Origin of the sequence: Bacillus paramobilis (assembly GCF_038096195.1) — a bacterium.
Classification (GTDB): domain Bacteria; phylum Bacillota; class Bacilli; order Bacillales; family Bacillaceae_G; genus Bacillus_A; species Bacillus_A mobilis.
The window spans coordinates 77,861-100,039 of the sequence record NZ_CP151108.1; the positions used below are offsets into that span (position 1 = coordinate 77,861).

18 protein-coding genes and 1 pseudogene are annotated in these 22,179 nt (G+C 33.6%); 9 read left to right on the forward strand and 10 right to left on the reverse strand.

All coding sequences use genetic code 11. The annotated features are described in order from the left end of the window. Window positions 1–19: 19 nt before the first annotated feature. The gene (locus tag AABL52_RS00375; protein WP_001170706.1) at window positions 20–991 is read right to left on the reverse strand and encodes a glycosyltransferase family 2 protein; all 972 of its coding nucleotides are present in this window, start codon (window positions 989–991) and stop codon (window positions 20–22) included. Between the two features lie 36 nt (window positions 992–1,027). Beyond that, window positions 1,028–1,411, reverse strand: coding sequence for a GtrA family protein (locus tag AABL52_RS00380; RefSeq protein ID WP_073517690.1), 384 nt, complete (start codon window positions 1,409–1,411; stop codon window positions 1,028–1,030). Window positions 1,412–1,755: 344 nt separating this feature from the next. Here AABL52_RS00380 and AABL52_RS00385 point away from each other — a divergent pair, with 344 nt between their 5' ends. Then, a complete protein-coding gene (locus tag AABL52_RS00385) occupies window positions 1,756–3,216 on the forward strand; it encodes a glycosyltransferase family 39 protein (protein WP_341518733.1) in 1,461 nt (486 codons plus the stop codon). A gap of 78 nt (window positions 3,217–3,294) precedes the next feature. On the opposite strand, the gene AABL52_RS00390 is transcribed toward AABL52_RS00385, so the two are convergent. From AABL52_RS00390 to AABL52_RS00410, 5 genes are all read right to left on the reverse strand, one after another. Next, window positions 3,295–4,758, reverse strand: coding sequence for an ArnT family glycosyltransferase (locus tag AABL52_RS00390; protein ID WP_341518734.1), 1,464 nt, complete (start codon window positions 4,756–4,758; stop codon window positions 3,295–3,297). Between the two features lie 94 nt (window positions 4,759–4,852). After that, complete coding sequence (locus tag AABL52_RS00395) at window positions 4,853–6,406, reverse strand: ABC-F family ATP-binding cassette domain-containing protein (RefSeq protein WP_000055398.1); 1,554 nt, start codon at window positions 6,404–6,406, stop codon at window positions 4,853–4,855. A 210-nt stretch (window positions 6,407–6,616) separates the two neighbouring features. Continuing rightward, a complete protein-coding gene (locus AABL52_RS00400; protein WP_097845616.1) occupies window positions 6,617–7,438 on the reverse strand; it encodes a glycosyltransferase family 2 protein in 822 nt (273 codons plus the stop codon). 28 nt (window positions 7,439–7,466) lie between these two features. Continuing rightward, a complete protein-coding gene (locus AABL52_RS00405; RefSeq protein WP_098257971.1) occupies window positions 7,467–8,921 on the reverse strand; it encodes an oligosaccharide flippase family protein in 1,455 nt (484 codons plus the stop codon). Between the two features lie 383 nt (window positions 8,922–9,304). Beyond that, the gene (locus tag AABL52_RS00410; RefSeq protein WP_000412135.1) at window positions 9,305–9,817 is read right to left on the reverse strand and encodes an acyl-CoA thioesterase; all 513 of its coding nucleotides are present in this window, start codon (window positions 9,815–9,817) and stop codon (window positions 9,305–9,307) included. A gap of 313 nt (window positions 9,818–10,130) precedes the next feature. On the opposite strand from AABL52_RS00410, the gene AABL52_RS00415 reads away from it, so the two are divergent. Continuing rightward, window positions 10,131–11,444 (forward strand): ArnT family glycosyltransferase, encoded by a 1,314-nt coding sequence (locus tag AABL52_RS00415; protein ID WP_097845614.1) that lies wholly within the window; start codon window positions 10,131–10,133, stop codon window positions 11,442–11,444. A gap of 93 nt (window positions 11,445–11,537) precedes the next feature. Here the strand turns inward: AABL52_RS00415 and AABL52_RS27075 are convergent, their stop codons facing one another. The 3 genes and pseudogenes from AABL52_RS27075 to AABL52_RS00425 form a co-directional block, all read right to left on the reverse strand. Further along, window positions 11,538–12,239, reverse strand: a complete 702-nt coding sequence (locus tag AABL52_RS27075; protein WP_406517116.1) for a methyl-accepting chemotaxis protein — start codon at window positions 12,237–12,239, stop codon at window positions 11,538–11,540. 102 nt (window positions 12,240–12,341) lie between these two features. Further along, a pseudogene (locus AABL52_RS27080) lies at window positions 12,342–12,839 on the reverse strand (protoglobin family protein); the annotation flags it as partial. A gap of 130 nt (window positions 12,840–12,969) precedes the next feature. Then, window positions 12,970–13,602: a trimeric intracellular cation channel family protein gene (locus AABL52_RS00425; RefSeq protein ID WP_000924376.1), complete on the reverse strand. Its 633-nt coding sequence runs from the start codon at window positions 13,600–13,602 to the stop codon at window positions 12,970–12,972. Window positions 13,603–13,872: 270 nt separating this feature from the next. On the opposite strand from AABL52_RS00425, the gene AABL52_RS00430 reads away from it, so the two are divergent. The 7 genes from AABL52_RS00430 (at window position 13,873) to AABL52_RS00460 (ending at window position 22,075) form a co-directional block, all read left to right on the forward strand. Then, a complete protein-coding gene (locus AABL52_RS00430; protein ID WP_000947788.1) occupies window positions 13,873–15,279 on the forward strand; it encodes an O-antigen ligase family protein in 1,407 nt (468 codons plus the stop codon). A gap of 77 nt (window positions 15,280–15,356) precedes the next feature. Next, the gene (locus AABL52_RS00435; RefSeq protein WP_000865950.1) at window positions 15,357–16,457 is read left to right on the forward strand and encodes a glycosyltransferase family 4 protein; all 1,101 of its coding nucleotides are present in this window, start codon (window positions 15,357–15,359) and stop codon (window positions 16,455–16,457) included. Between the two features lie 15 nt (window positions 16,458–16,472). After that, on the forward strand, window positions 16,473–17,213 hold the full coding sequence (locus tag AABL52_RS00440; RefSeq protein ID WP_097845612.1) for a WecB/TagA/CpsF family glycosyltransferase: 741 nt from the start codon (window positions 16,473–16,475) through the stop codon (window positions 17,211–17,213). 291 nt (window positions 17,214–17,504) lie between these two features. Next, complete coding sequence (locus AABL52_RS00445; protein ID WP_000521100.1) at window positions 17,505–18,704, forward strand: MFS transporter; 1,200 nt, start codon at window positions 17,505–17,507, stop codon at window positions 18,702–18,704. Between the two features lie 261 nt (window positions 18,705–18,965). Further along, the gene (locus AABL52_RS00450; protein ID WP_000698277.1) at window positions 18,966–19,682 is read left to right on the forward strand and encodes a LytR/AlgR family response regulator transcription factor; all 717 of its coding nucleotides are present in this window, start codon (window positions 18,966–18,968) and stop codon (window positions 19,680–19,682) included. A 121-nt stretch (window positions 19,683–19,803) separates the two neighbouring features. Next, window positions 19,804–21,879 carry a carbon starvation protein CstA gene (gene cstA / locus AABL52_RS00455; protein ID WP_000854301.1) on the forward strand — a complete coding sequence of 692 codons (2,076 nt, stop codon included), beginning with the start codon at window positions 19,804–19,806 and terminating at the stop codon, window positions 21,877–21,879. Then, a complete protein-coding gene (locus tag AABL52_RS00460) occupies window positions 21,872–22,075 on the forward strand; it encodes a YbdD/YjiX family protein (RefSeq protein ID WP_000919823.1) in 204 nt (67 codons plus the stop codon). The genes cstA and AABL52_RS00460 overlap by 8 nt, the downstream gene beginning before the upstream one ends. Window positions 22,076–22,179 lie beyond the last annotated feature (104 nt).

Below are 22,179 nucleotides of genomic sequence, written 5' to 3' on the forward strand. Positions count from 1 at the left end.
TTCATTGTTACCTTTATTATTATGCATTCACTTTTTCTTTTGTTTGTGTAGTCTCTTCTTGCTCGATATTGATTGTTTCTTTCACAATATAAATCGGACGGTTTTTACTCTCGTCATAAATACGAGCAATATATTGGCCAACGATTCCAAGACCAAGCAACTGAATACCGCTAAAGAATGTAATAGCGACCATAATAGATGCCCAACCTGTTTGTGTACCAGAGCCAATAATTTTCACAGTAATTGTATATAGTAAGACAATTATTGAAATAAGAACTGATAATAAGCCTAAAGTCATAACGATACGTAACGGTTTTGTTGAAAACGCAATAATGCCATCAGATGCAAATTTAATCATTTTCTTCAATGGATATTTTGTTTCACCAGCAAAGCGCTCATCGCGTTCATATTCAACGTACGTTTGGCGGAAGCCAACCCAAGACATCATCCCACGAATGAAACGATTGCGCTCAGTCATTTGATTGAAAACATCAGCTACTTTACGATCGATGATTCGGAAATCACCAGTATCTTTTGGGATATCGATATCAGACATGTAGTTTAAGAATTTATAGAAATATTTAGCTGTTAAAAGTTTAAACCAAGTTTCACCTTTACGTTGTTTACGTTTCGCATAAACAACTTCATATCCTTCTTCCCATTTTGCAATAAGTTCAGGAATAACTTCAGGTGGATCTTGTAAGTCTGCATCGATAATTACAATAGCGTCACCTTTTGCAGCAGCAATACCAGCTGTAACGGCTATTTGGTGCCCAAAATTACGTGCGAAATTGACGATTTTTGTACGGTAATCATTTGCTGCAATCTCAGATAAGATCTCCATTGTACGGTCTGTGCTACCGTCGTTTACAAAGACAAACTCGTAATTAATATCATTTTGAAGCATAACGGACTTTAAACGGTTATAACATTCCTGTGCTACTTCTTCCTCGAAGTACATAGGAACTACAACCGAAATTAATTTTTGCATGTTGTATCCTCCGTAGTTTTAATAAGTTGTTTAAGTTTAATTAGTAGCCTTTTCAGTTTGGTTGAATGTCCAAATTTTATTAAGGACAAAATTGATAACCATTCCGACACCAATTGCGAAAATCTGTGCAATTAACGCATTAAGGGTAAGTTTATCTACTAATATAAATAAACATAATGTATTAAAAGCAAATACAATTAAATTTACAGTTAGAAATTTAAAGAACATTGACGTGCTTTTATTATTAGGTTTAAACACCCAATTTTTATTCCAATAGTAGCTATTGGCAACACCAATTGAATAGGCAATGGTATTCGCAATAAGGTAGTTCACCCCAAATTTTAATAATATCCAAAAGCTAATAATTGTAATGAGCGTATTAAAGATTCCTACTAAACCAAACTTTAAGAGTTTCTCCATAATAGTATCCTCATCTTTATAAAATATATAAATAAAACAGGAAATGTAGAAAGGTTATTCGTACATAACAAATACTTATTATAGCATATTTTATGCTGAAACGTTATTTATTTTGATTAGAGTGATTTTTTGAGTAATTAGAAAAAATAGGGATTATATACAAAATATAGATAAATATATGATATGCTTTACGTACCACCGACAATTAAAAAGTATAGTGCGAACAAAAATAACATGTGTATTTTTGGTTTTGTGGTAAAAATGAATAGTCCTAAATTTTCATTATGTTTTTGTAATGGGGATAACGTTATTCTTAATACTAATCTTTAAAGGAGTAAATTGTTTTGAAATTATTTTTTAAAGGCATGTCTAATTTTTCTACACGTGCGGTATATGTTATATACGTTTTTTTTACTTTAGCATTACTTATTAATTATTTTTCAGATACTCAAAAGTATAATTATGTAACATTATTAGTGGGTGTTTTATTATTATCTATAGTGGGAAGTTTTATCCTTAGAAAAAGTTCGCTGTATCTAGAAAAATTAAGTGAAAAAAAATGCTTTTTTGTTTTAGTAATCGTTTGTTTTGCATTCAAATTAGCATGGGTGCTTAGGTACCAAATTCAACCATTGGTTGATTATGCTACATTTTATTATACTGCAGAAGCACTAAGTGAAAACTTTGTCATTGATAATAGATACATCGCATTATTTCCACATATTTTTGGATATGCTTCGTTTTTAAGTATTTTCATGAAAATCTTTGGATCTAGTTATATGATACCACCTATTTTAAATGTTATTTTAACTACAATATCAATGGGGTTAATATATGCTATATCTAGAAAAATTGGTGGGGTTAAAACGGCAATAACAGCAAGTGTTTTATGGATAGCGTTACCTTCTCAAACGATTTATAATATGTTTGCAATGTCAGAACCGCTCTATTGTACAGTACTGTTGTTGATTTGGCTTATTATGATAATGACTCATGAAAAAATCGCCAATATAAATATAAAACGATTACTTGTTTATTCCGTTTTAATAGCAGCGTTACTTGCATTTATGAATATGGTGCGACCAATTGCAGCAGTTCCAATTATTGCTCTATTGATATGGTTTTTTATTATAGATACAAAGCATGTAGGGAATAAAAAAATATGGCTAAATAAGATAACGTATGTAGGAGTTATTGTTGTAGGATACCTTATTTTTTCTTCCGCAATAAATCAGTATATAACAGTACGTTTAGGTGAAGAGATAGCGTCAACCCCAGGGTATAACATTTATGTAGGATTTAATGAAGAAAGCTCGGGGAAATGGAATCGACCCGATGCTGAACTATTGTTTCATTATAGTAATAAACCAGGATGGAATGCGAATGATGCTCAACAAAAAATGCTAGAAGAAGCAAAAGAGAGGGTAAAAAATGATAATATTGATTTTGTGAAATTATTCTCCAATAAATTCTTTGAGCTTTTAGGTGAGGATAGTGCAGCAGTTTCCTATGCTGATCCTGCATTAGATCATATAGTACGATATACAGTAGCATCTAATATGTTTTATTACTTCTTAATTGTTACTTCATTAGTAGGTGTATTGGTGGCTATTAAAAATAAAAACAAATCGTCTCTATTTATTATTTGCTTATACGCGATAGGATTAATAATGGCACAGTTGTTAGTAGAAGTGGCATCAAGATATCATTATTCAGCCACCATTTCAATGATCATTTTGGCTGCATTTGGTATAAATTATGCTTACAATAAAAAAGAAAATATAGATATACATGAAAAGGCATGAGCTCGGTATTGCACCGGGCTCATGCCTTTTTAATTCATTTTAATGTGTTTTGTTGATTAACTTTTCACTGGTTCAAGTTTAGTTTTGTGCTTTGGAGGTTTTTCTGTTTGATATAAATCGATAGCATAAATATAGTCCATAACTTTGAATGATTGTAAAGCTAGGAATGATAAAGTATCGATATCTTGTTTGGTATTCAATTAAGAAGTGAACAGTTACATAACCAATTATTAATAGTAAAAATATTGTGTAATGCGTGTTGTTTTGCTTAGTCAATATGAGATAAAGAAGTGCTAGCGTACCAAATAGCATAGCTGTCATATACATATACTTTTCATATTTCATAAGGTCGTTTTGTAAAGTAATCATATTATTATCTGTGTTCCCCAGTGTTAGTAGACTCCATGATGGGGCGGAGTCGTAATCTGCCCACATGAGCGTGAACTTATCACCGAATAAAGATAAAACCTTCTGTGGATCAGCTAGTCGCTCTTGAATCAGTTTCTTTTCAGCTGCTTTTCGTTCTTCACCAATCTCAAAGGACATCATATATTCTGCATCTGCTGTAGAGTAACCACCTTTTGTTTCATGATTAAGTCCTACTGTGAATTTCCAGAGAGGGTCACGGTTGGATAGTGGGTATTGTGTAATTCCGGCAGATATAAATGAATAACTTATAATGTAATGAACAAGGTAAAATACGATGAAAATCCCACAAAGTTTTTTAATAGAAGTGAAAATATCTCGTTTCGATTTCCCTAACATACCGTGTAAAAAGAAATAAATAGTTACTGCAATTAGGATGATGCCACCAAGTGGGCGCATGATGTCTCCTAAAGAAAGAGAGATCCCTATAAAAATCCACATATATTTATGACTTAAGCCTTTTGTAATTAATAAATAAAACCCAAGATAAAATAGGAATGTGGCAAGGTGTTGATTTGTTAGGACTGAGCTTAATACAATACTTGGGATATATAATGCATATATTAATCCCGCCACGCGTCCAGTCCACTCATTAAATATGTGAGAAGTTATTTTGTAAACTAATAATGTTGTTCCTGTGCAATATAACACATTTAAGAACTTTAGAAAGAAAGTCCCCTCACCGAATAAATTAATAATTAAAGCTTGATACATTGTAAATCCAAGCTGATAAACCCAAGAAGTATAATATATACTTTGAGCAAAACTAAAATCTCCTTTAGTTGCTTGCACGGCTCCATTGTACATCATAGCAAAATCTGATTCGATAGGAGTTTGGATATTAAGAAACCAGATGAATCGAATAGAGAAGGCTAAAATGATAAGTGCAATAGTAAATATTAGTTTTGACATATATTTATTGGTAATATAGCCAATGAGTATAAATAGAAAGCCTATTAAAATGATGCTTGGGATTATAATAAGTAAACGAGTGTCGGCCTGTGCTCTAACCACGGATACTGAGTCCCATGTAATAGCTGCAGAAATAATTAGACATAGCACTAATAAGCATTTCACAAAAAATGTATTGAGTTTTAGAAAAAATGTACTTTGCATTATATATAAAAACTCCTTATCAAACCTTATGGTATTTTAAAACGAAATCCCTTGACACGCTAAATAGCAGTGTAAAGGGATGTTTTTTAGGGGATTAAGAATTTTCTTGGGCCCATTTTTCTACATCCCAAGTTTTTGTTATCCAATCTTCATAAAAGTCTGGTTCGTGGCATACAAGAAGAATTGTTCCTTTGTATGCTTTCATCGCTTTTTTCAGCTCATCTTTTGCTGTAACATCAAGGTGGTTTGTTGGCTCATCAAAGAGTAGCCAGTTACTTTCTTCGCCCATTAGTTTACATAAACGAACTTTTGCTTGTTCGCCACCGCTTAATTGATTCAGTGGACGAGAGATATGTTCGTTTTTTAAACCGCATTTCGCTAACATTGCACGTACTTGATGTTGGTCTAAGCTAGGGAATGTATTCCAAACATCATCAATTGGTGTTATATTATCGGCTTTTACTTCTTGCTCGAAGTAGGATGGGTTTAAGAAGTCACCAAGACTTGTTTTCCCGCTTAATGGTTTGATTTTACCTAAAATCGTTTTTAATAGTGTTGACTTACCGACACCATTACATCCAACAATTGCAATTTTTTCACCGCGTTCAATTGTCATTGTTAATTTCGGTAATAATGGATGTGTATATCCAATCTCTACATTTTCTCCTTCAAAGACGAATCGACTACTTGCACGACTTTCTTTAAATGAGAATTCAGGTTTAATTGCTGTTTCAGGACGATCGATACGTTCCATACGATCGAGTTGTTTTTGACGACTCTTTGCACGACCTGTCGTTGAGTAACGAGCCTTATTTTTCGCAATAAAATCTTCTTGTTTTTTAATAAACTCTTTTTGTTTTTCGTAAGCATTAATATGTTGATTTTTATTAATTTCCGCTAGTTCTAGGAATTTTTCATATGTCGCTGTATAACGCGTCATTTTTGTAAACTCTAGATGGAAAATAACATCGACACATTTATTCATAAATTCCGTATCATGGGAAATTAATAGGAATGCATGTGGATATTCTTTTAAATAATTTGTTAACCAATGAATATGTTCAACGTCTAAATAGTTGGTAGGTTCATCTAATAGTAATACTTCTGGTTGTTCAAGTAGTAACTTTGCAAGTAATACTTTTGTACGTTGTCCACCACTTAACGCTGCAACATCACGATCTAGGCCAATTGCGTCGATTCCAAGACCACGTGCTGCTTCTTCAATTTTCATATCTAATAAATAGAAGCCACCAGCTTCAAGGGCATCTTGAATTTCTGCCATTTGCTCAAGAAGTTCCTCTAATTCTTCCGGTGTAGCAGTTCCCATTTTTTCTGTAACTTCATTTAAAGCTTTTTCTTTTTCAAATAAAGGTAAAAACGCATCTGCTAATACGTCACGAATCGTGCGACCGGGTGTTAAAATGGTATGTTGGTCTAAGTAACCATAATTTGTACCAGGTGTCCATTCTACACGACCTTCGTCATGGATAAGCTGACCAGTAATTATATTCATAAATGTTGATTTACCAACACCGTTTGCTCCAACTAATCCAACATGTTCTCCTGCGAGTAAGCGCATAGATACATCTTTAAATAATGTACGATCACCAAATGTATGACCTAATTTTTCAACAGTTAATAAGCTCATAATGTCCTCCGTTCATTTCTAAATAGTGTCTTGAATCATGATACTAAATTCTTTGATATAATGCTATCATTTCAAAAATATATAATGTAATTGACCAGCGGGGGATGCGATTATAAAAGAATAATGGGTTATTTTTCAAGAAATAAGCGATGCAAGAGAAATAAAAAAACAAGATGTAACCATTTAATAAAAGTGGTTACATCTTGTTTTTTATTTTAAATATCCACGAACAATACCGCGTAAGCGATTTGCGTGGAATTTACGCTTATCATTAGAAATGTTTTGTGTCATACGGAATGATGCGGCAGCGACAGCACGTAAGAAATAGGGGAATCCATAGTGTAAGCGAATAACCCTACCAAAACCACCAGCATAAGAAATAGCACGTTTTAATGATTGTTCATTAATAATTTCCTCTTTTACAGGATGGTATACGAACAGATCTTTTCTAAATAAACCAGTATAATTTTGTTTCATACCACGTAGTACAAAGTCAGTTTCTTCACCAGCTCCATAAATCGTTCCAGAACCAACACCTAAATCTTCATCAAATGTACCTACATCTCGTACAAATTGTTTTGTGAAGAATAGTGTGAAAGAAGGTCCCATGAATCCATATTTATTATTTAAAATAATATCTGAATTCGGTGCGTGTATTAAAGAACCTGTCCCTTCCACATTTGTAGTGTTTGTTGAGATGAAATGAACATCTTTATTAGAATTGAAAGTTTCTAATATACTCTCTAAAACATTTGTTTCATAAATACAATCATCATCTGGAAAAGCGATGAAATCACCATCTGCTACTTTTAAGCCTGCATTTCGAGCTCTCGATAGACCTTTAATAGGTGTGTAAATGTAATGAATAGAAAATTTATCTTTATATGCATCAAATAAATCAGAGATTGGCGTATCATTTTGATCTACTACGATAAGTTCAAAGTTTTTGTAAGTTTGTTGTTCAAGTGATTTTAGTAAGTCAAGAATATCATCACGTCTGCCACAAGTAGCCATGATTAAAGAAAATTTCAAGTTTAACAGCTCCTTTTAGAGATTACGATTAAGCTTTTTTGAATCGTGCTAATATCTTTTCAAGTAGTGAAAAGAGAATTTCATCCTTTGTTATAAAGAGGATAAGAGCATATGTTAATCCACACGTCATTATTACTAGGATAACTTGTAGTATTTGTCCAGATACGAGCATATCAATAACGAATGCTATCGGGACAAATGTTAGTGAATAAAATAGATATTTAAGTTTTTGTATATCGAATAACGTATAATTCACTTTTAATTTCTTTTTCACATAAATATATTCAAATGTGATTAAGAAACAATTCGCAATTGTTGTTGTGAAAATTGCGGTTGTTGGTGTAAGTACATGGAAATATATTAGTGCAATATTGGATGATAAGTTGATAAATCCACAAATGAATAAAAATCGCACTAAAATGCTTTCTTTCTTTTTTACATAAATAATTTGATTCGATAAAATGGACTCAATACCGACTGTAATCATATAAAAGGCGAAAACAATTAATGTATTACCAGCCTCAGCAAATTGTTGTCCACCGTAAATAACAACAGCTCCATGAGCAATGAGCATTAAACCAATTGAGGCGGGGAATAGGGTAATGAAATATACTTTTGAAATTTTGTTTAATAATGATTCGTATTCCATTTCAGATGCGTTCCCTGATAAGTAAGACAGTCTTGGAACGGTTACTTGTACAACACTTAACATAAGTGTATTAATAATCATCATAATTTGAAAAGCCATTACGTAATATGCAACTTCTTCTTTTCCAACATATACACCTAAAACAAGACGATCTAATTGAGTATATAAAATATTAGCATTTGAAAAAATCAAGACTAATAGTAACGGTTTTAAATGAGGAATAATCGTTAAGTCGGAAAAATCAAATTTCACTTGGCGTTTCACATATATAAAGCTAATAGAGTGGTTTAAAAATGTCGATAATACTAATAAACCAGCATATGTTTTGTAATCGTCGACCCCATGAATGAAAGAGAAAAGAAGTACGACATAGATTAAGCGAACGATAACTGTTTTTTTAGTGATGAAGTCATAATTTTCATATGCCTCATTGAACCATTCCACATAAAACATATTAGATATAAAATTAAAACCGAAAATAAGAAGAACAGGAAATAGACTTTCATGTCCGTATCCAATATAACTAAAGAGCACAAAGCCTGATAAAGCCAAAATACTAGTTGTGAAATTAATTACATAGAGACTTGTAAATAATTTAGAAACTTTCTTTTTATCGTTTTTAATTAAGCTAATTTCACGTAAACCATATTGATATACACCAAATACGGCGAACACGAAGAAGTAATTGAAAAAAGTTTCAGCAACGTTAACGGTTCCGATTGAATTGGCTCCTAATGTTCGATATGCGTAAGGACCAACTAAAATTGGAAGTATAATATTAAACGTGTTGAGCAGTATTTTATAAAAAATATTTGAAGCAATTGATTTCTGCATAATTTCACCTTTCCATTAAAATAATCCAGTTTCATTAAAATACTTGCTATGTCATAGTAAGGTTTTTTAACCACAGTTAATTCTTTCAATATAATGAAGTGTAAGGTGTTTTCTACACAGTTTACAAATCCTTAAATTGTTTTGTTGACCACCCGTATAAGTGTACCCTACATAAACTTTGTAAAGCAACTGTTGATGGCATAGAACCGTGTTATAAATGGGTTTTTATTCATAAAAAAAGCTAAGGCTGAGCAGGTATGTATAAAAATATTACATAATATGTGTGAAAAGGGGTAATGGTTGTATGAAGGTGTGGAATTGCTTATAAAAATGAGCGAATACATGATAGGTATTCGCTCAGAAGATGTTTTAATGGTGAAGGTCTATATACTCCAAGGTTTACTTAAAGTTAGAACTTCAGCCATTTCCTTGCTTTTTACACGTCCTTTTTTTCTACTTTCAGCACGCTCAGAACCAGTTGTGTGTAGCCAATGTTCTTCTTCCGTTTCAGGTAGCACTTGTGGAACAGAAGAAGGTTTTCCATCTTTTAATGCAACGAATGTAATGAAACATGTTGCAGCTATTCTACGTTCGCCTGCTAATAAATTCTCTGCAATTACTTTTACGAACACTTCCATTGAAGATTTTCCTGTATAACATACGAATGCTTCGTAACAAACAGAATCTGCTTGGTGAATGGGAGTTAAAAAATCAACCGAATCGATAGATGCTGTTACGCAATGTTTACGGCTATGTCTTGCAGCTGCAATTGAAGCGATACTATCAATTTCTGCTAATAATTTTCCTCCGAAAAGTGTTTGATGATTATTTAAATCATTCGGAAAAACACGTGTTGTTTTAATTGCTTTGGATTCTCGCATGAATTTCTTTTCCATATGGTCAGCCCCTATTTTCTGTTTTCAATCAGAATGACATGTATTGTAAGTGGAGTACAAATAAAAATCGATAGATATTTAATGAAGTAAAGTAAAGAATTCCAGAAGAGGGTTAGTAAAACTTCTGTATTTGTATTCATGTAACTGAAAGAAAATTTATTACTATATAAAGTGTAGTGTAAAAGAGGATTCGCTTACATTGCAAGTGAAAAAATCAGGACCCTGTATTTGTCATAGAAATTCCCTATCAGCTGTGTACCTATTCATGATAGAATCGTTTTGTTATGAATGGAAATAGAGGTGCAATGGACATATGAATCATATACAAACAAATTTTTCGTCTTTTTTCAGTAAAATAATGATTGGTGCGATGCTCGCATTTTTTGTTTATAGTTGTTGGTCAGCGTTTGAAACAAGTAAACAATTTTTTGGCGACAGTACAACAAGTGTAACAATCGTATTGGTTATTTTTGTTATTCTCATGCTGTTAGTGGCATCGATTTTACAGTATCGTTTTACAGATAAACAATTTCTTGTTTTCCTTATAAGTACATCTATAATTGTGAGACTTAGCATGGTTCTATTTGTAGATGTTCCGATAATTGGCGATATGAAAGCTATGTTTGAGTCTGCAAAGCAGATTGCAATCGGTAATAACGTAGAGAACATAGCGCAGTTACCTTTTATTATTTATGAATCAATTATTATTCGTGTATTTGGTGATACAGTATTCGCATTGCAGTTATTTAATATTTTATTTTGCACAGGGACTGCATTTTTCATTTATCGTATTGCAGCAATGGTTTTTGGAGAAGAATGCGGCCGTATTGCGTCTGTATTTTACGCTTTATATATTCCGAATATATTTATGAGTTCCTTATTAACATCAGAATCGCTCGCGATATTTTTATTTTATTTGGCTTGCTACATACTTTTATATAAAGGTTTAGATCATCCTTATATGTGGGTACTTTCAGCAATTTTATTTGCATGCAGTAATATGATTTTCCCAATGGGATTATTTCTTCCTATTTTTATTGCTGTATATGTGTTGTTAATTGAATTCTTTCAATCAGCAATGAAGCAAAAAGTACTATTAAAGATGATAGGGATACTTATTCTATTTTATAGTGCCCATTTTGGTGTGAGTTATGGAATTCAAACGATGGGAATGTCACAATATACAATTTCAAATGAGACATATGTACAATCTGTTTTAATTGGAAAAAGTAAAAATGAGGAAAAAATAACAAAGAACCAAAGCGTAACAGAGCATATTGATCAAAGGCTAAAAGAGATTGAAGAAGAAAGATTTAAACTTTTAAAGCCAGTAATTAATCAATTCTCAGGTGAGGGAATACATTCTATTCTATTTAAATGTGAAAAACTTATATATATAGCGGTAACGTTATTTATGTCTATAGCTTTATTACACTTTCTTATTAAGAAACAACAAAACGAAGGGTATATGTTGTTCGTTTTGTTAATTAGCGGATACGTATTGTTAAGGCTCTTCCAAGTAGATATGGCATATTACAACCTTATGGTGCCAGCTTTGTTTATTTTACAAAGCTTTGGTGTTTATATGAGTTATGTGTATTGTCAAAAAATATTCTTCAGAAAATAAAAAGAATCCAGTTTGGATTCTTTTTTGTATGAATGGAAGATGAGGAATAAGAGTCAGCAGAGATGAAGAACCTCTACTGACATAAGCTTCACCCTATCGATTCAGTTCTAGTTGTAAACTATCAGCTGTTAGAGCCATTTTTGAGGAATCGTCTTGAATTCCTTTCATTACTTGTGAAATGGTTTCTAGCTCATTTTCAATTTTTTTATTCTGTTCTTTCGAGTTAGACATGTCTTTTACAATCTCTTGGAAGTATTGATCTGTTGCAGACATACTATCCGTTCCTTCAGATACGAGGGAGCTAATCTGTTTCACTGAAGAAGAGACACGAATAATTTGTTCATTTGTTTTTTCAACGAGCTTCGTAACGTTGAATATAGATTCTTTCGTTTGCTCCGATAACTTTCGAATCTCTCCAGCTACAACAGAAAAACCTTTGCCAAATTCCCCAGCACGCGCAGATTCAATTGCAGCGTTTAGTGCGAGCAAATTTGTTTGCTCTGCAATTGATTTGACAATATCTATAATCTCGTTAATTTTGTTAGAAATGTCGAGAAGTTCATGAGTATCTGTAATAATCGTTTCCATGTTTGTTTGAATGTATTCCATTCGTTTATTTTGCTGATTTAATTGTTCTTTCCCTTTATTCGCTTTTTCTTCTGATGTTGTAGCTAATGATGTACCTGTTTTGGCAATTTCTACAATAGTTTCAGATTTAGTGGTTAACTGTTGAATAGAAGCGCTCGTTTTTTCAGATACAGATGCTAATTCTGTTGCAATATGTGTAATGGTCATAGTTGTTAGTTCTTTTTCTTTTTCATGCTCTTTTTGTATTCTTTCATATTCAGATTCATAAGCTGCAATAACGAGTTCTTGTTCAAGTGTGAACAATTTGTTTATTACGTTTATAGAATAAGAGAAATCATCAATTGTTGTAATTTTTGTTTGCAAAATCTTCATGATAGAGCGGAATAATTCTTGATAAGCGGCTGTATACCATTTTCTATGTAAACCAATTTGTACATGTCTTTTGGCAATTCTAACGCGTTGTTCAATAAAATCTTCATGCATATCTCCGCTGAATAACTCTTTTATATGTGTTTTTAAAGTTTGCTTTAGTTTTGGAATAGAGCTATAACGTTCAATAATAGTAGTTAAATTAGGCTGCTTTGTAATATTTGCATAGAATTTTTCCGTAATCCAATCAATTTCTTCATAAATAAAGGGCTGTAGTACCTTTACGATTTGTAAATCTTCTTTTGAAATATGCAGCATATCCATTTGAATTTTTAGTTCAGAATTAGTAGGCACGTTAAAAGTGATTTGTTGATCCTTACTTAATTCAAGTATACTGGCGTTTGTTTTATTTGTATGTTTTTTAAAAACCCCAAGCATCGTTCTTCCCCCTGTGTATAAAGCGTTTTCATTTTTTAGTTCTAATATAATTATATATTTTTATATACAATTACTCTATATTAGTGTGTAGAATAGTATATAAATTAAGAGAATTCTATGCAGAATTCTCTTAATGGCCTTTATTAATTTTAGCATGTGTTTTAAAGAAAACTGGGAAATGTACATTATATATTACAGTGACAACACGAATAATGAATGTTACTAATAAACAGACATAGAAGGCTAATACGTGTGCCCCCATTGCATATGTGATTAGGAAACTAATTGCTCCTAAAATAGAAGCGATTGCGTAAATCTCTTTTCGGAATACGTAGGGGATATCTTGAGCACAAATGTCACGCAAAATACCGCCGCCAATACCTGTAATGACTCCCATTGAAACAACTAAAAATGAGGCGTCAACATGATGTGACATTGCCGCATTTGCACCAATAGCTGTAAAAACACCTAAGCCAACAGCATCAGAAAGCATAATGACGACTTGCAGTTTATTGATACGCTCAAAAAACATACAAGTAAATAATGCTGATAATACACTTACGAAAAAGTAAATGGGTTTAACAAATGCGACAGGAGGCAGGTTACCGATCATAATATCACGAATAATACCGCCGCCGAGCGCTGTAGCTACAGCTAAACAAAGGACACCGAATAAATCTAAATCTTTTTTTAAACCAACTAATGTACCAGAAATAGCAGCGGCGATAATGCCAAGAAACGTAAATATGTCGATTAATAACATTGCTGTAATCCCTTCCTCCTAAAGATGTTCCAGAGAAAAAATATACACTAAAGTTATGTAAATAACAATGCATTTTCTTTACATGTAGAAAAAAAGAAAAAATGAGGAAAGAAAGCGCTTGAAAATGCAAATGTGCTTTTTTCTATAAGGTAAGGTTGGGGAGAAATGTGAGACGTTTAATTAAAAAATATATGTTATAATAAATATTTGAGATAAGAAAAAATATTAACAGTATAGATTGAAATTAGGTAATAGTTATGGAGGTTCTAGATGTTAAGCGAAAATAGTAAAAGTAATAAATTTGAAAATTTCCTATTAATCTTTATTTTGTTGCAACCAATTTTAGATTTGCTCACGGCATTCTGTATAATGGTTTTAAAAATTGATACGACCATTGGAGTTATTACACGCTTATTCGTTATGTTCCTAAGCGGAATATATATTTTAATTCAAACGAAGAAACAAGGAAATATAAAATATATATTGTATATAATTTTAGTAGGAATAGTCTTCACCATCGGATTGGTAAATAATAAACTTACAAAAGATCCTATGGTACTTTCAGAGGAAATTAAATTTATAGCAAAAGCATTATATCCGTTTGTTATGCTTACTTGTTATGTGTTTGTATTTAAGTCTTTAAAAGAAAAAAGCCATTCAAATTCAAAAATGCGTGACTATATTACGTATGCATCGCTAATTATAGGGGTAGTCATGGTAGCTTCGATTACTACTGGAACAGATTATAATAGTTATGAATGGGTAAAGTTAGGATCACGCGGCTGGTTTTATGCAGGTAACGAGCTAGGATCTATTTTAGCCATCATGTGTCCAATTGTTATTTTGTATTCAATTGAAAAAACAAAAAGTATAGGTAAAGCGTACTATTGGATTCCTTCCATTTTAGTTGTTTATTCATTATTTGCAATTGGGACAAAGGTTGGCGTAGGAGCAATCTTTGGATCAATGGCTATCGCAGTTGTTATGTGCTTTATTCAAGCATTTACACAGCGTAAAGATGGAAAGAAACATGCCTATTTATTAAATGGTTTCCTTGCAATAACTGTATTAGTAGGCATATTGGCATATACACCTTTTTCACCATTTATGAAAAATATGGGATTCCATTTCCAATTAATTGAACAAGAACAGAGTGCGAAAAAGGAAGAGAAAAAGAAGGAGGAAGCTAAAGAGCACAAACCTCCTGTGACAGAGCAAGAAAAAGAGAAAGAGAAAGCAAAAGAAAAAGTAGCAGAGAAAAAAGAAGAAACGCAAGCTCTTATTTTTAGTGGGCGTCAATTATTTGAACAGATGTATAAAGATTTCTATAATGAAGCCCCAATGTCTCAAAAATTATTAGGGATGGGTTATGCTGGTAACTATAAAGAACAGCCGAAATTAATTGAACGTGACTTCCACGATTGGTTCTATTCTTTCGGAATCATAGGGTTCGTTTTACTTGTAATTCCATTCTTATACTTCGGTATTAAATTTATTGCATGTATATTTACTAAATTTAAACAAATCTTCACAGTGAAATATGCAATGGTGATTGCAGCGATACTTCTAGGATTAGGTATCTCATTTATGGCTGGTCATATTTTAATTGCACCTGGAGTGAGTTTCTACTTAGTATTAATCATGGCATATTTAATAGTTGACTTGGAAATTGAATGATAGAAAAATAAAAGCTAGCATATGTTAGCTTTTATTTTGTTATAGTAAATAAAAAGAAAAAATGGGGGATGTAAGAAATGAAAGTGTTGCATATGAATGCTGGTGCAGAAGAAGGTGGGGGAAAAACACATATTATTTCACTTTTATCTCAATTTTCAAAGGAAGAAGTGGAATTAATGGTATTTGAAGAAGGTGCGATTGCTAGAGAGGCGAGAAACCTTGGTATTCAAGTGCATGTTTTTACCCAATCATCTCGGTACGACCTATCAATTCTTTCAAAAATAAAAGCATTTATTAATGAAAATCAATTTGACATTGTGCATACACATGGCGCACGAGCAAATTTCTATCTCTCCCTCTTGAAAAAAGGTATAAAAGCGAAATGGATAATGACTGTCCACAGTGATCCAACTTTGGATTTTATGAAGAGGGGATTAAAAGGATGGGTATTTACAAAGTTAAATTTACGTTCTTTCAGGAAGGTAGATTTATTCTTTGCAATTACGGAAAACTTTAAGAGAAACATAATAAAACTAGGTGTACCAGAAGAGAAAATTTGTACGGTTTATAATGGAATTGAGTATGATAGTACTCCAGCAAAACCTTATGATAAGAGTGAATTTGGCATCGATGAAGGAGTATTTACAGCCATTCAAGTAGCGCGTCTTCATCCTGTTAAAGGTCATGATATTTTATTTGAAGCATTACAAAAAATTAAGATTCCAAATATAAAGGTGCTTTTGCTTGGTGATGGTCCTATAGAAGCAGAATTAAAAGAGATGGTGAAACAAAAGGGCTTAGAGGATAAGGTGATGTTTCTAGGTTTTCGTACAGATTCAAAAGAATTATATGCATCTGCACACATTAATTTGTTAACCTCTTATAGCGAAAGCTTCCCTCTTGTTTTATTAGAAGCGGCTAACCAGCGCTTAACATCTATTGCAACAAATGTAGGTGATATGAAAAAGTTAATAGTTGATGATACGTATGGATGGATTGTACCGATTGGTGATGCAGATTCGTTAGCAAACGCGTTAGAAAATGCTTATGAGAAATGGTTGAATGGTGAATTAGAAGCGATGGGAAATCGTTTATATAATCACGCATCTACTCATTTTTCGCTAAAGAATTTGTATGAAGATACTTATAATGCATATAAAAAACTTTTACTGAAATAGAGAGGATAGTTAATCATGGAAGTAAAAACGGTTGATATTCTAGGTGTTCCCTTTTCTACAATGACAATGGATGAAACGATTCAATATTTGAAGGGACAACTAGAATTGGAGCGAACTCATACTTTTCAGGTCGTAACAGCGAATCCTGAAATTGTTATGTGTGCAAAAAAGGATGAGGCATTCCATAAAACATTATTAAATACAGATTTAATTACACCTGATGGTATTGGAGTTGTAAAAGCAAGTGGTATGTTAGGTACACCTGTAAAGGAACGTGTAGCAGGTTTTGATTTAATGTGTAATTTATTTGCCAAGTTATCAGAGGAGAATAAACCTGTATCTGTTTTCTTACTTGGTGCAAAACCGCATGTTGTACAAGCTGCAGCAGATCATTTAACGAAGACGTATTCAGCTGTATCTATTGTGGGTATACAAGATGGGTATTTTAAACAAGAAGAAGAAGAGAATATCGTTTCTCGTATTCAAGAAGCAAAACCAGATTTATTACTTGTCGCACTGGGTTTTCCGAGACAAGAAAACTTTATCCAAACTAATAAGCATCGTTTAGAAACGAAGATGGCTGTTGGAGTGGGCGGAAGTTTAGACGTATGGGCTGGAGAGGTAAAACGTGCACCGAAATGGATTCAAACGATTAACTTAGAGTGGTTTTATAGATTATGTAGTAACCCAACGCGCTGGCGTCGTCAGTTAGTATTAGCGGAATTTTTAAAAGAAGTAATGCGTTCGAAAAAGTAGCGGAATATCGCTACTTTTTTATTTGGCCATTTTTAATAAAGAGAGGTTTTGTTCATCCGCCACTGATTGTTAGTTCTCACTAATCGGACGTTTAATGGCAGTTGGTCTTCAATTTAACCTCTTTGCTTCAGCTGAATTTTGAGGTGGAAGTCTTACAGCCCTCAAATAGTGTGATAAGTATTTTACTTTTGGGGAATGATGAAGGAGAATTTTTTGAACGAAAGTATTTTACTTATACAATTCACACATGTAAAATGATGTGTAAAGACAGCTGTGTAAGGAGGACTTCTTATGGGCAAGGTGAAAGAAATTTCGAAGCGAAAGCTACTTGGTATAGCAGGGCTTGGGTGGTTATTTGATGCAATGGATGTTGGAATGCTTTCATTTGTAATGGTAGCATTGCAAAAAGATTGGGGATTAAGTACACAGGAAATGGGCTGGATAGGCAGCATTAATTCAATTGGTATGGCAGTCGGAGCGCTCGTTTTTGGAATACTATCAGATAAAATAGGGCGGAAATCAGTCTTTATTATTACATTATTACTATTTTCTATCGGTAGTGGTTTGACTGCTTTAACGACGACACTTGCGATGTTCCTTGTGTTACGATTTTTAATTGGTATGGGGCTTGGTGGAGAGCTTCCAGTTGCTTCTACATTAGTATCAGAGAGCGTTGAAGCACATGAACGCGGCAAAATAGTTGTGCTATTAGAAAGCTTTTGGGCAGGTGGATGGCTAATTGCAGCTCTTATCTCGTATTTTGTAATTCCGAAATATGGTTGGGAAGTTGCAATGGTATTGAGCGCGGTTCCGGCACTATATGCTTTATATTTAAGATGGAATTTACCAGATTCTCCGAGATTCCAAAAGGTTGAAAAAAGGCCGTCCATTATTGAAAATATAAAGTCAGTTTGGTCTGGGGAATATCGTAAGGCCACAATTATGTTATGGATTCTATGGTTTTGTGTTGTCTTTTCCTATTATGGAATGTTCCTTTGGTTACCTAGTGTAATGGTATTAAAAGGATTTAGTTTAATAAAAAGTTTCCAGTACGTACTTATTATGACGTTAGCTCAATTGCCAGGATATTTCACGGCCGCTTGGTTTATTGAACGACTTGGTCGTAAGTTTGTTTTAGTTACGTATTTAATCGGTACAGCGTGTAGTGCTTATTTGTTTGGTGTGGCGGAGTCATTAACAGTATTAATTATAGCAGGCATGTTACTATCCTTCTTTAATTTAGGTGCTTGGGGTGCATTATATGCTTATACACCGGAACAGTATCCAACGGCTATTCGTGGTACAGGTGCAGGGATGGCAGCGGCATTCGGTCGTATTGGTGGTATTCTTGGGCCGCTATTAGTAGGATATTTAGTTGCTTCACAGGCTTCTTTATCACTAATATTTACGATTTTCTGTGGATCAATTTTAATTGGCGTAGTTGCTGTAATTGTACTTGGGCAAGAAACGAAGCAGCGAGAATTAGTATAGGGTGAGGGGTTTATCTATCACTGATTATTAGCCAGCACCAATTGTGTTTTTGGGGCAGTAAAACTCCGCCTGCATTTCTTCGCATTCAGCGAGTTTTACTACCTACAAATAATGGAATAAAAGGGCAGGGGGAACCGTCGTGGTTTCCTTTTTTCTGTTTTTTTAGATAAATAATGGTATAGTAAGAAAAAGGGAATGTTTCTTATAAAAGCGAATGTATACAACAGGACATATGGACAAAAGAATTAGGTGGTTGAAGAAATGAAAATTTTACTGATCATGGAAGAAGTAGATGAGCGAAGAAGTTTAGCTGAAAAATTCACTGAAAATATAAAGAATGTAGAATGTTTTGAAGCGAATACAGGAACAGAATCATTATTTATCATGAAAAAGCATACACCAGATTTTGTTTTCTTGAATTCAAAATTACTAGATGGAACTGGTTTTGAATATGCGAGTTTATTACGGGAAGTAAATTGTTATACGAAATTGATTTTTATGGGTGAAGATATAGAAGAGTCGATTACGGCATTTCGTTTTCAAGCATTCTATTATTTACTACGCCCATTTCGTGAGGAAGATTTGCAATTCCTTTTATATAGAATGTGTAAAGAGCAAGGCGAGAAAGCAAAGAGTTATTTGCGAAAACTACCGATAGAAGGTCAAGAGGGGATTAGATATATTTTCCCTGAAGATATTGTATATATAAGCAAAAATAAGGAAAACAAAACGGTTTCAATTTATACAACGAATAATCAGTATATTTCAACATATACACTTCAGGAGCTGGAAAATAAGTTAAATACATATGATTTTTTACGCGTACATAAAAGTTATTTAATTAATATGTCATATGTACAAGAACTAAAACCTTATTATAATGGCACATATAATCTGTATTTAGATAAATATGATGAGCAACCGATTCCAGTTAGTCGTAATTACGTGAAACGACTTCGAAATAAAATTGAATTATAGCAGATAATGCGAAATTTTTAACATGATAAACTAAAAATCCTTCATGATAGGGAGGATTCAAATTAAATATTCAGAAAATTTAGTACAATCCCACTAAGCAATAGTATTGGGGGGATTGTATGTGAAAACATTGAAGTCGATTTTACTTTGGGGAGTTATTGCAGCAGTAGGAGCAGGTGCTTTTGGTGTAATAGCTTTATCACAAGGTGAAACTATTAATGCCGTGTGGCTCTTAGTAGCTGCGGTATGTGTGTATGCAGTTGCTTATCGCTTTTATAGTAGATTTATAGCGAGAAAGGTATTCGGTTTAGATAATAATCGGCAAACGCCAGCCCATACATTAAACGATGGAAAAGATTATGTTCCGACAAATAAGTGGGTATTATTTGGACATCATTTTGCAGCTATTGCTGGGGCAGGCCCTTTAGTAGGACCGATTTTGGCGGCACAAATGGGGTATTTACCAGGGACAATATGGATTATTGTTGGGGTAGTTGTCGCTGGGGCTGTGCAAGATTTTGTAATTTTATTTGCTTCAATGAGACGGAATGGTAAATCTTTAGGGGAAATGATTAAAGATGAGATTGGTCCTGTTACAGGGCTTATTGCAATGATAGGTATTTTAGGCATTATGATTATTTTATTAGCGGTATTAGCATTAGTAGTAGTAAAGGCACTTGTAGGAAGTCCTTGGGGAATGTTTACGATAGCAGCAACAATTCCTATCGCTATTTTAATGGGAGTGTACATGCGCTACATTAGGCCTGGCCGGGTTGGTGAAGGATCAGTAATCGGAATTATTCTACTTATACTGTCTCTTATTGGAGGACAGTATGTGGCAGAACATCCAACGCTTGCAAGTATGTTCACGTTTAGTGGTGAAACGATTGCTATTATGCTTATTGTATATGGATTTATCGCATCGGCATTACCAGTTTGGATGCTATTAGCACCACGTGATTATTTAAGCACATTTTTAAAAGTCGGAACAATTGTTGGATTAGCAATAGGTATTTTAATTGTAGCACCAGATTTACAAATGCCAGCAGTTTCGAAATTTATCGATGGAACAGGTCCTGTTTTCTCTGGAAACTTATTCCCATTCTTATTTATTACAATTGCTTGTGGTGCGGTGTCTGGATTCCATGCTCTCGTTTCATCAGGCACGACACCAAAAATGATTGAACAAGAGGGACACGCACAGCCGATCGGTTATGGGGCAATGTTAATGGAGTCATTTGTAGCGGCGATGGCGATGATTGCAGCTTGTGTATTAACACCAGGAACTTATTTTGCGATTAATAGTCCCGCAGCACTTATCGGTACGGATGTCTCGCAGGCAGCTCAAGTTATTTCTTCATGGGGATTTGCTATTACACCAAATGAACTAAAAGATCTCGCTGTAAACGTTGGAGAGCAAACGATTTTATCACGTACAGGTGGCGCACCAACGTTAGCGATAGGTATGGCATATATTTTCTCACAAGTAATAGGTGGAACGGCCATGATGGCCTTTTGGTATCATTTTGCGATCCTCTTTGAAGCGCTATTCATTTTAACAACGATTGATGCTGGAACGCGTGTAGGCCGATTTATGATTCAAGATATTTTAGGGCATGTATATAAGCCATTTGGGAAAACGGATTCTACATTAGCGAATGTAATAGCTACAACATTATGTGTATTAGGATGGGGTTATTTCTTATACCAAGGGGTAGTAGATCCGCTTGGTGGAATTAATACATTATGGCCACTCTTCGGTATTGCAAACCAAATGTTAGCAGGTATTGCATTATTACTTGGAACGACCATTTTGTTCAAAATGGGGAAAAAGGCATATGTTTGGGTGACACTTATTCCAACTGTCGGATTGCTTATTGTAACGATGACGGCGGGTTATCAAAAGCTATTTCATGAAAATCCTAAAATAGGATTTCTATCTCATGCAAAGGTGTTTCAGGGAGCATTAGATGAGGGGAAAGTGTTAGCACCAGCTAAAAACGTCGCTCAAATGAAGCAAATTATTTTCAATGATTATATTGATGCAGCGCTTTGCGGGATTTTTATGATAGTTGTAATTGCTGTATTAATTTCTGCAATTCGAATTTGGATTCAAGTATTAAGAAATAAGCCAATGCCGCTAAAAGAGGCACCATATATACCTAGAGACGAAAGTGAGTCGAGGAACTATGCTTAAACGATTACGACAAGTATGGGGACAAAGAAAACACTTTATTAGTTTACTTGTTGGGGTACCAAGCTATGAAACATATGTAGAGCATATGAAAAAGCATCATCCAGAGGAAGAAGTTTTATGCCAAAAACAGTTTTTTGCAGAAGCGCAAGAAGCTAGGTTTAACGCAAAGGGTGGGAAGATATCACGGTGTTGTTAATAAAAAGGGCGAATTTTCGCCCTTTTTATTTTTTGCTGTTTCACGTGGAACAGCAAAAAATAAATAAAAAGCTTTGGGAATTATAGGTATCTCGTATACAATAA

Bases quoted from the DNA above. Each gene is read 5' to 3' on its own strand.
- AABL52_RS00425 (WP_000924376.1), bottom strand. From the start codon at position 13,602: ATGTTATTAATCGACATATTTACGTTTCTTGGCATTATCGCCGCTGCT.
- AABL52_RS00405 (WP_098257971.1), bottom strand. From the start codon at position 8,921: ATGCAGAAATCAATTGCTTCAAATATTTTTTATAAAATACTGCTCAAC.
- AABL52_RS00395 (WP_000055398.1), bottom strand. From the start codon at position 6,406: ATGAGCTTATTAACTGTTGAAAAATTAGGTCATACATTTGGTGATCGT.
- AABL52_RS00440 (WP_097845612.1), top strand. From the start codon at position 16,473: ATGGAAGTAAAAACGGTTGATATTCTAGGTGTTCCCTTTTCTACAATG.
- AABL52_RS00435 (WP_000865950.1), top strand. From the start codon at position 15,357: ATGAAAGTGTTGCATATGAATGCTGGTGCAGAAGAAGGTGGGGGAAAA.
- AABL52_RS00410 (WP_000412135.1), bottom strand. From the start codon at position 9,817: ATGGAAAAGAAATTCATGCGAGAATCCAAAGCAATTAAAACAACACGT.
- AABL52_RS00375 (WP_001170706.1), bottom strand. From the start codon at position 991: ATGCAAAAATTAATTTCGGTTGTAGTTCCTATGTACTTCGAGGAAGAA.
- AABL52_RS00430 (WP_000947788.1), top strand. From the start codon at position 13,873: ATGTTAAGCGAAAATAGTAAAAGTAATAAATTTGAAAATTTCCTATTA.
- AABL52_RS00380 (WP_073517690.1), bottom strand. From the start codon at position 1,411: ATGGAGAAACTCTTAAAGTTTGGTTTAGTAGGAATCTTTAATACGCTC.
- AABL52_RS00415 (WP_097845614.1), top strand. From the start codon at position 10,131: ATGAATCATATACAAACAAATTTTTCGTCTTTTTTCAGTAAAATAATG.
- AABL52_RS00390 (WP_341518734.1), bottom strand. From the start codon at position 4,758: ATGCAAAGTACATTTTTTCTAAAACTCAATACATTTTTTGTGAAATGC.
- AABL52_RS00445 (WP_000521100.1), top strand. From the start codon at position 17,505: ATGGGCAAGGTGAAAGAAATTTCGAAGCGAAAGCTACTTGGTATAGCA.
- AABL52_RS00460 (WP_000919823.1), top strand. From the start codon at position 21,872: ATGCTTAAACGATTACGACAAGTATGGGGACAAAGAAAACACTTTATT.
- AABL52_RS27075 (WP_406517116.1), bottom strand. From the start codon at position 12,239: ATGACCATTACACATATTGCAACAGAATTAGCATCTGTATCTGAAAAA.
- AABL52_RS00450 (WP_000698277.1), top strand. From the start codon at position 18,966: ATGAAAATTTTACTGATCATGGAAGAAGTAGATGAGCGAAGAAGTTTA.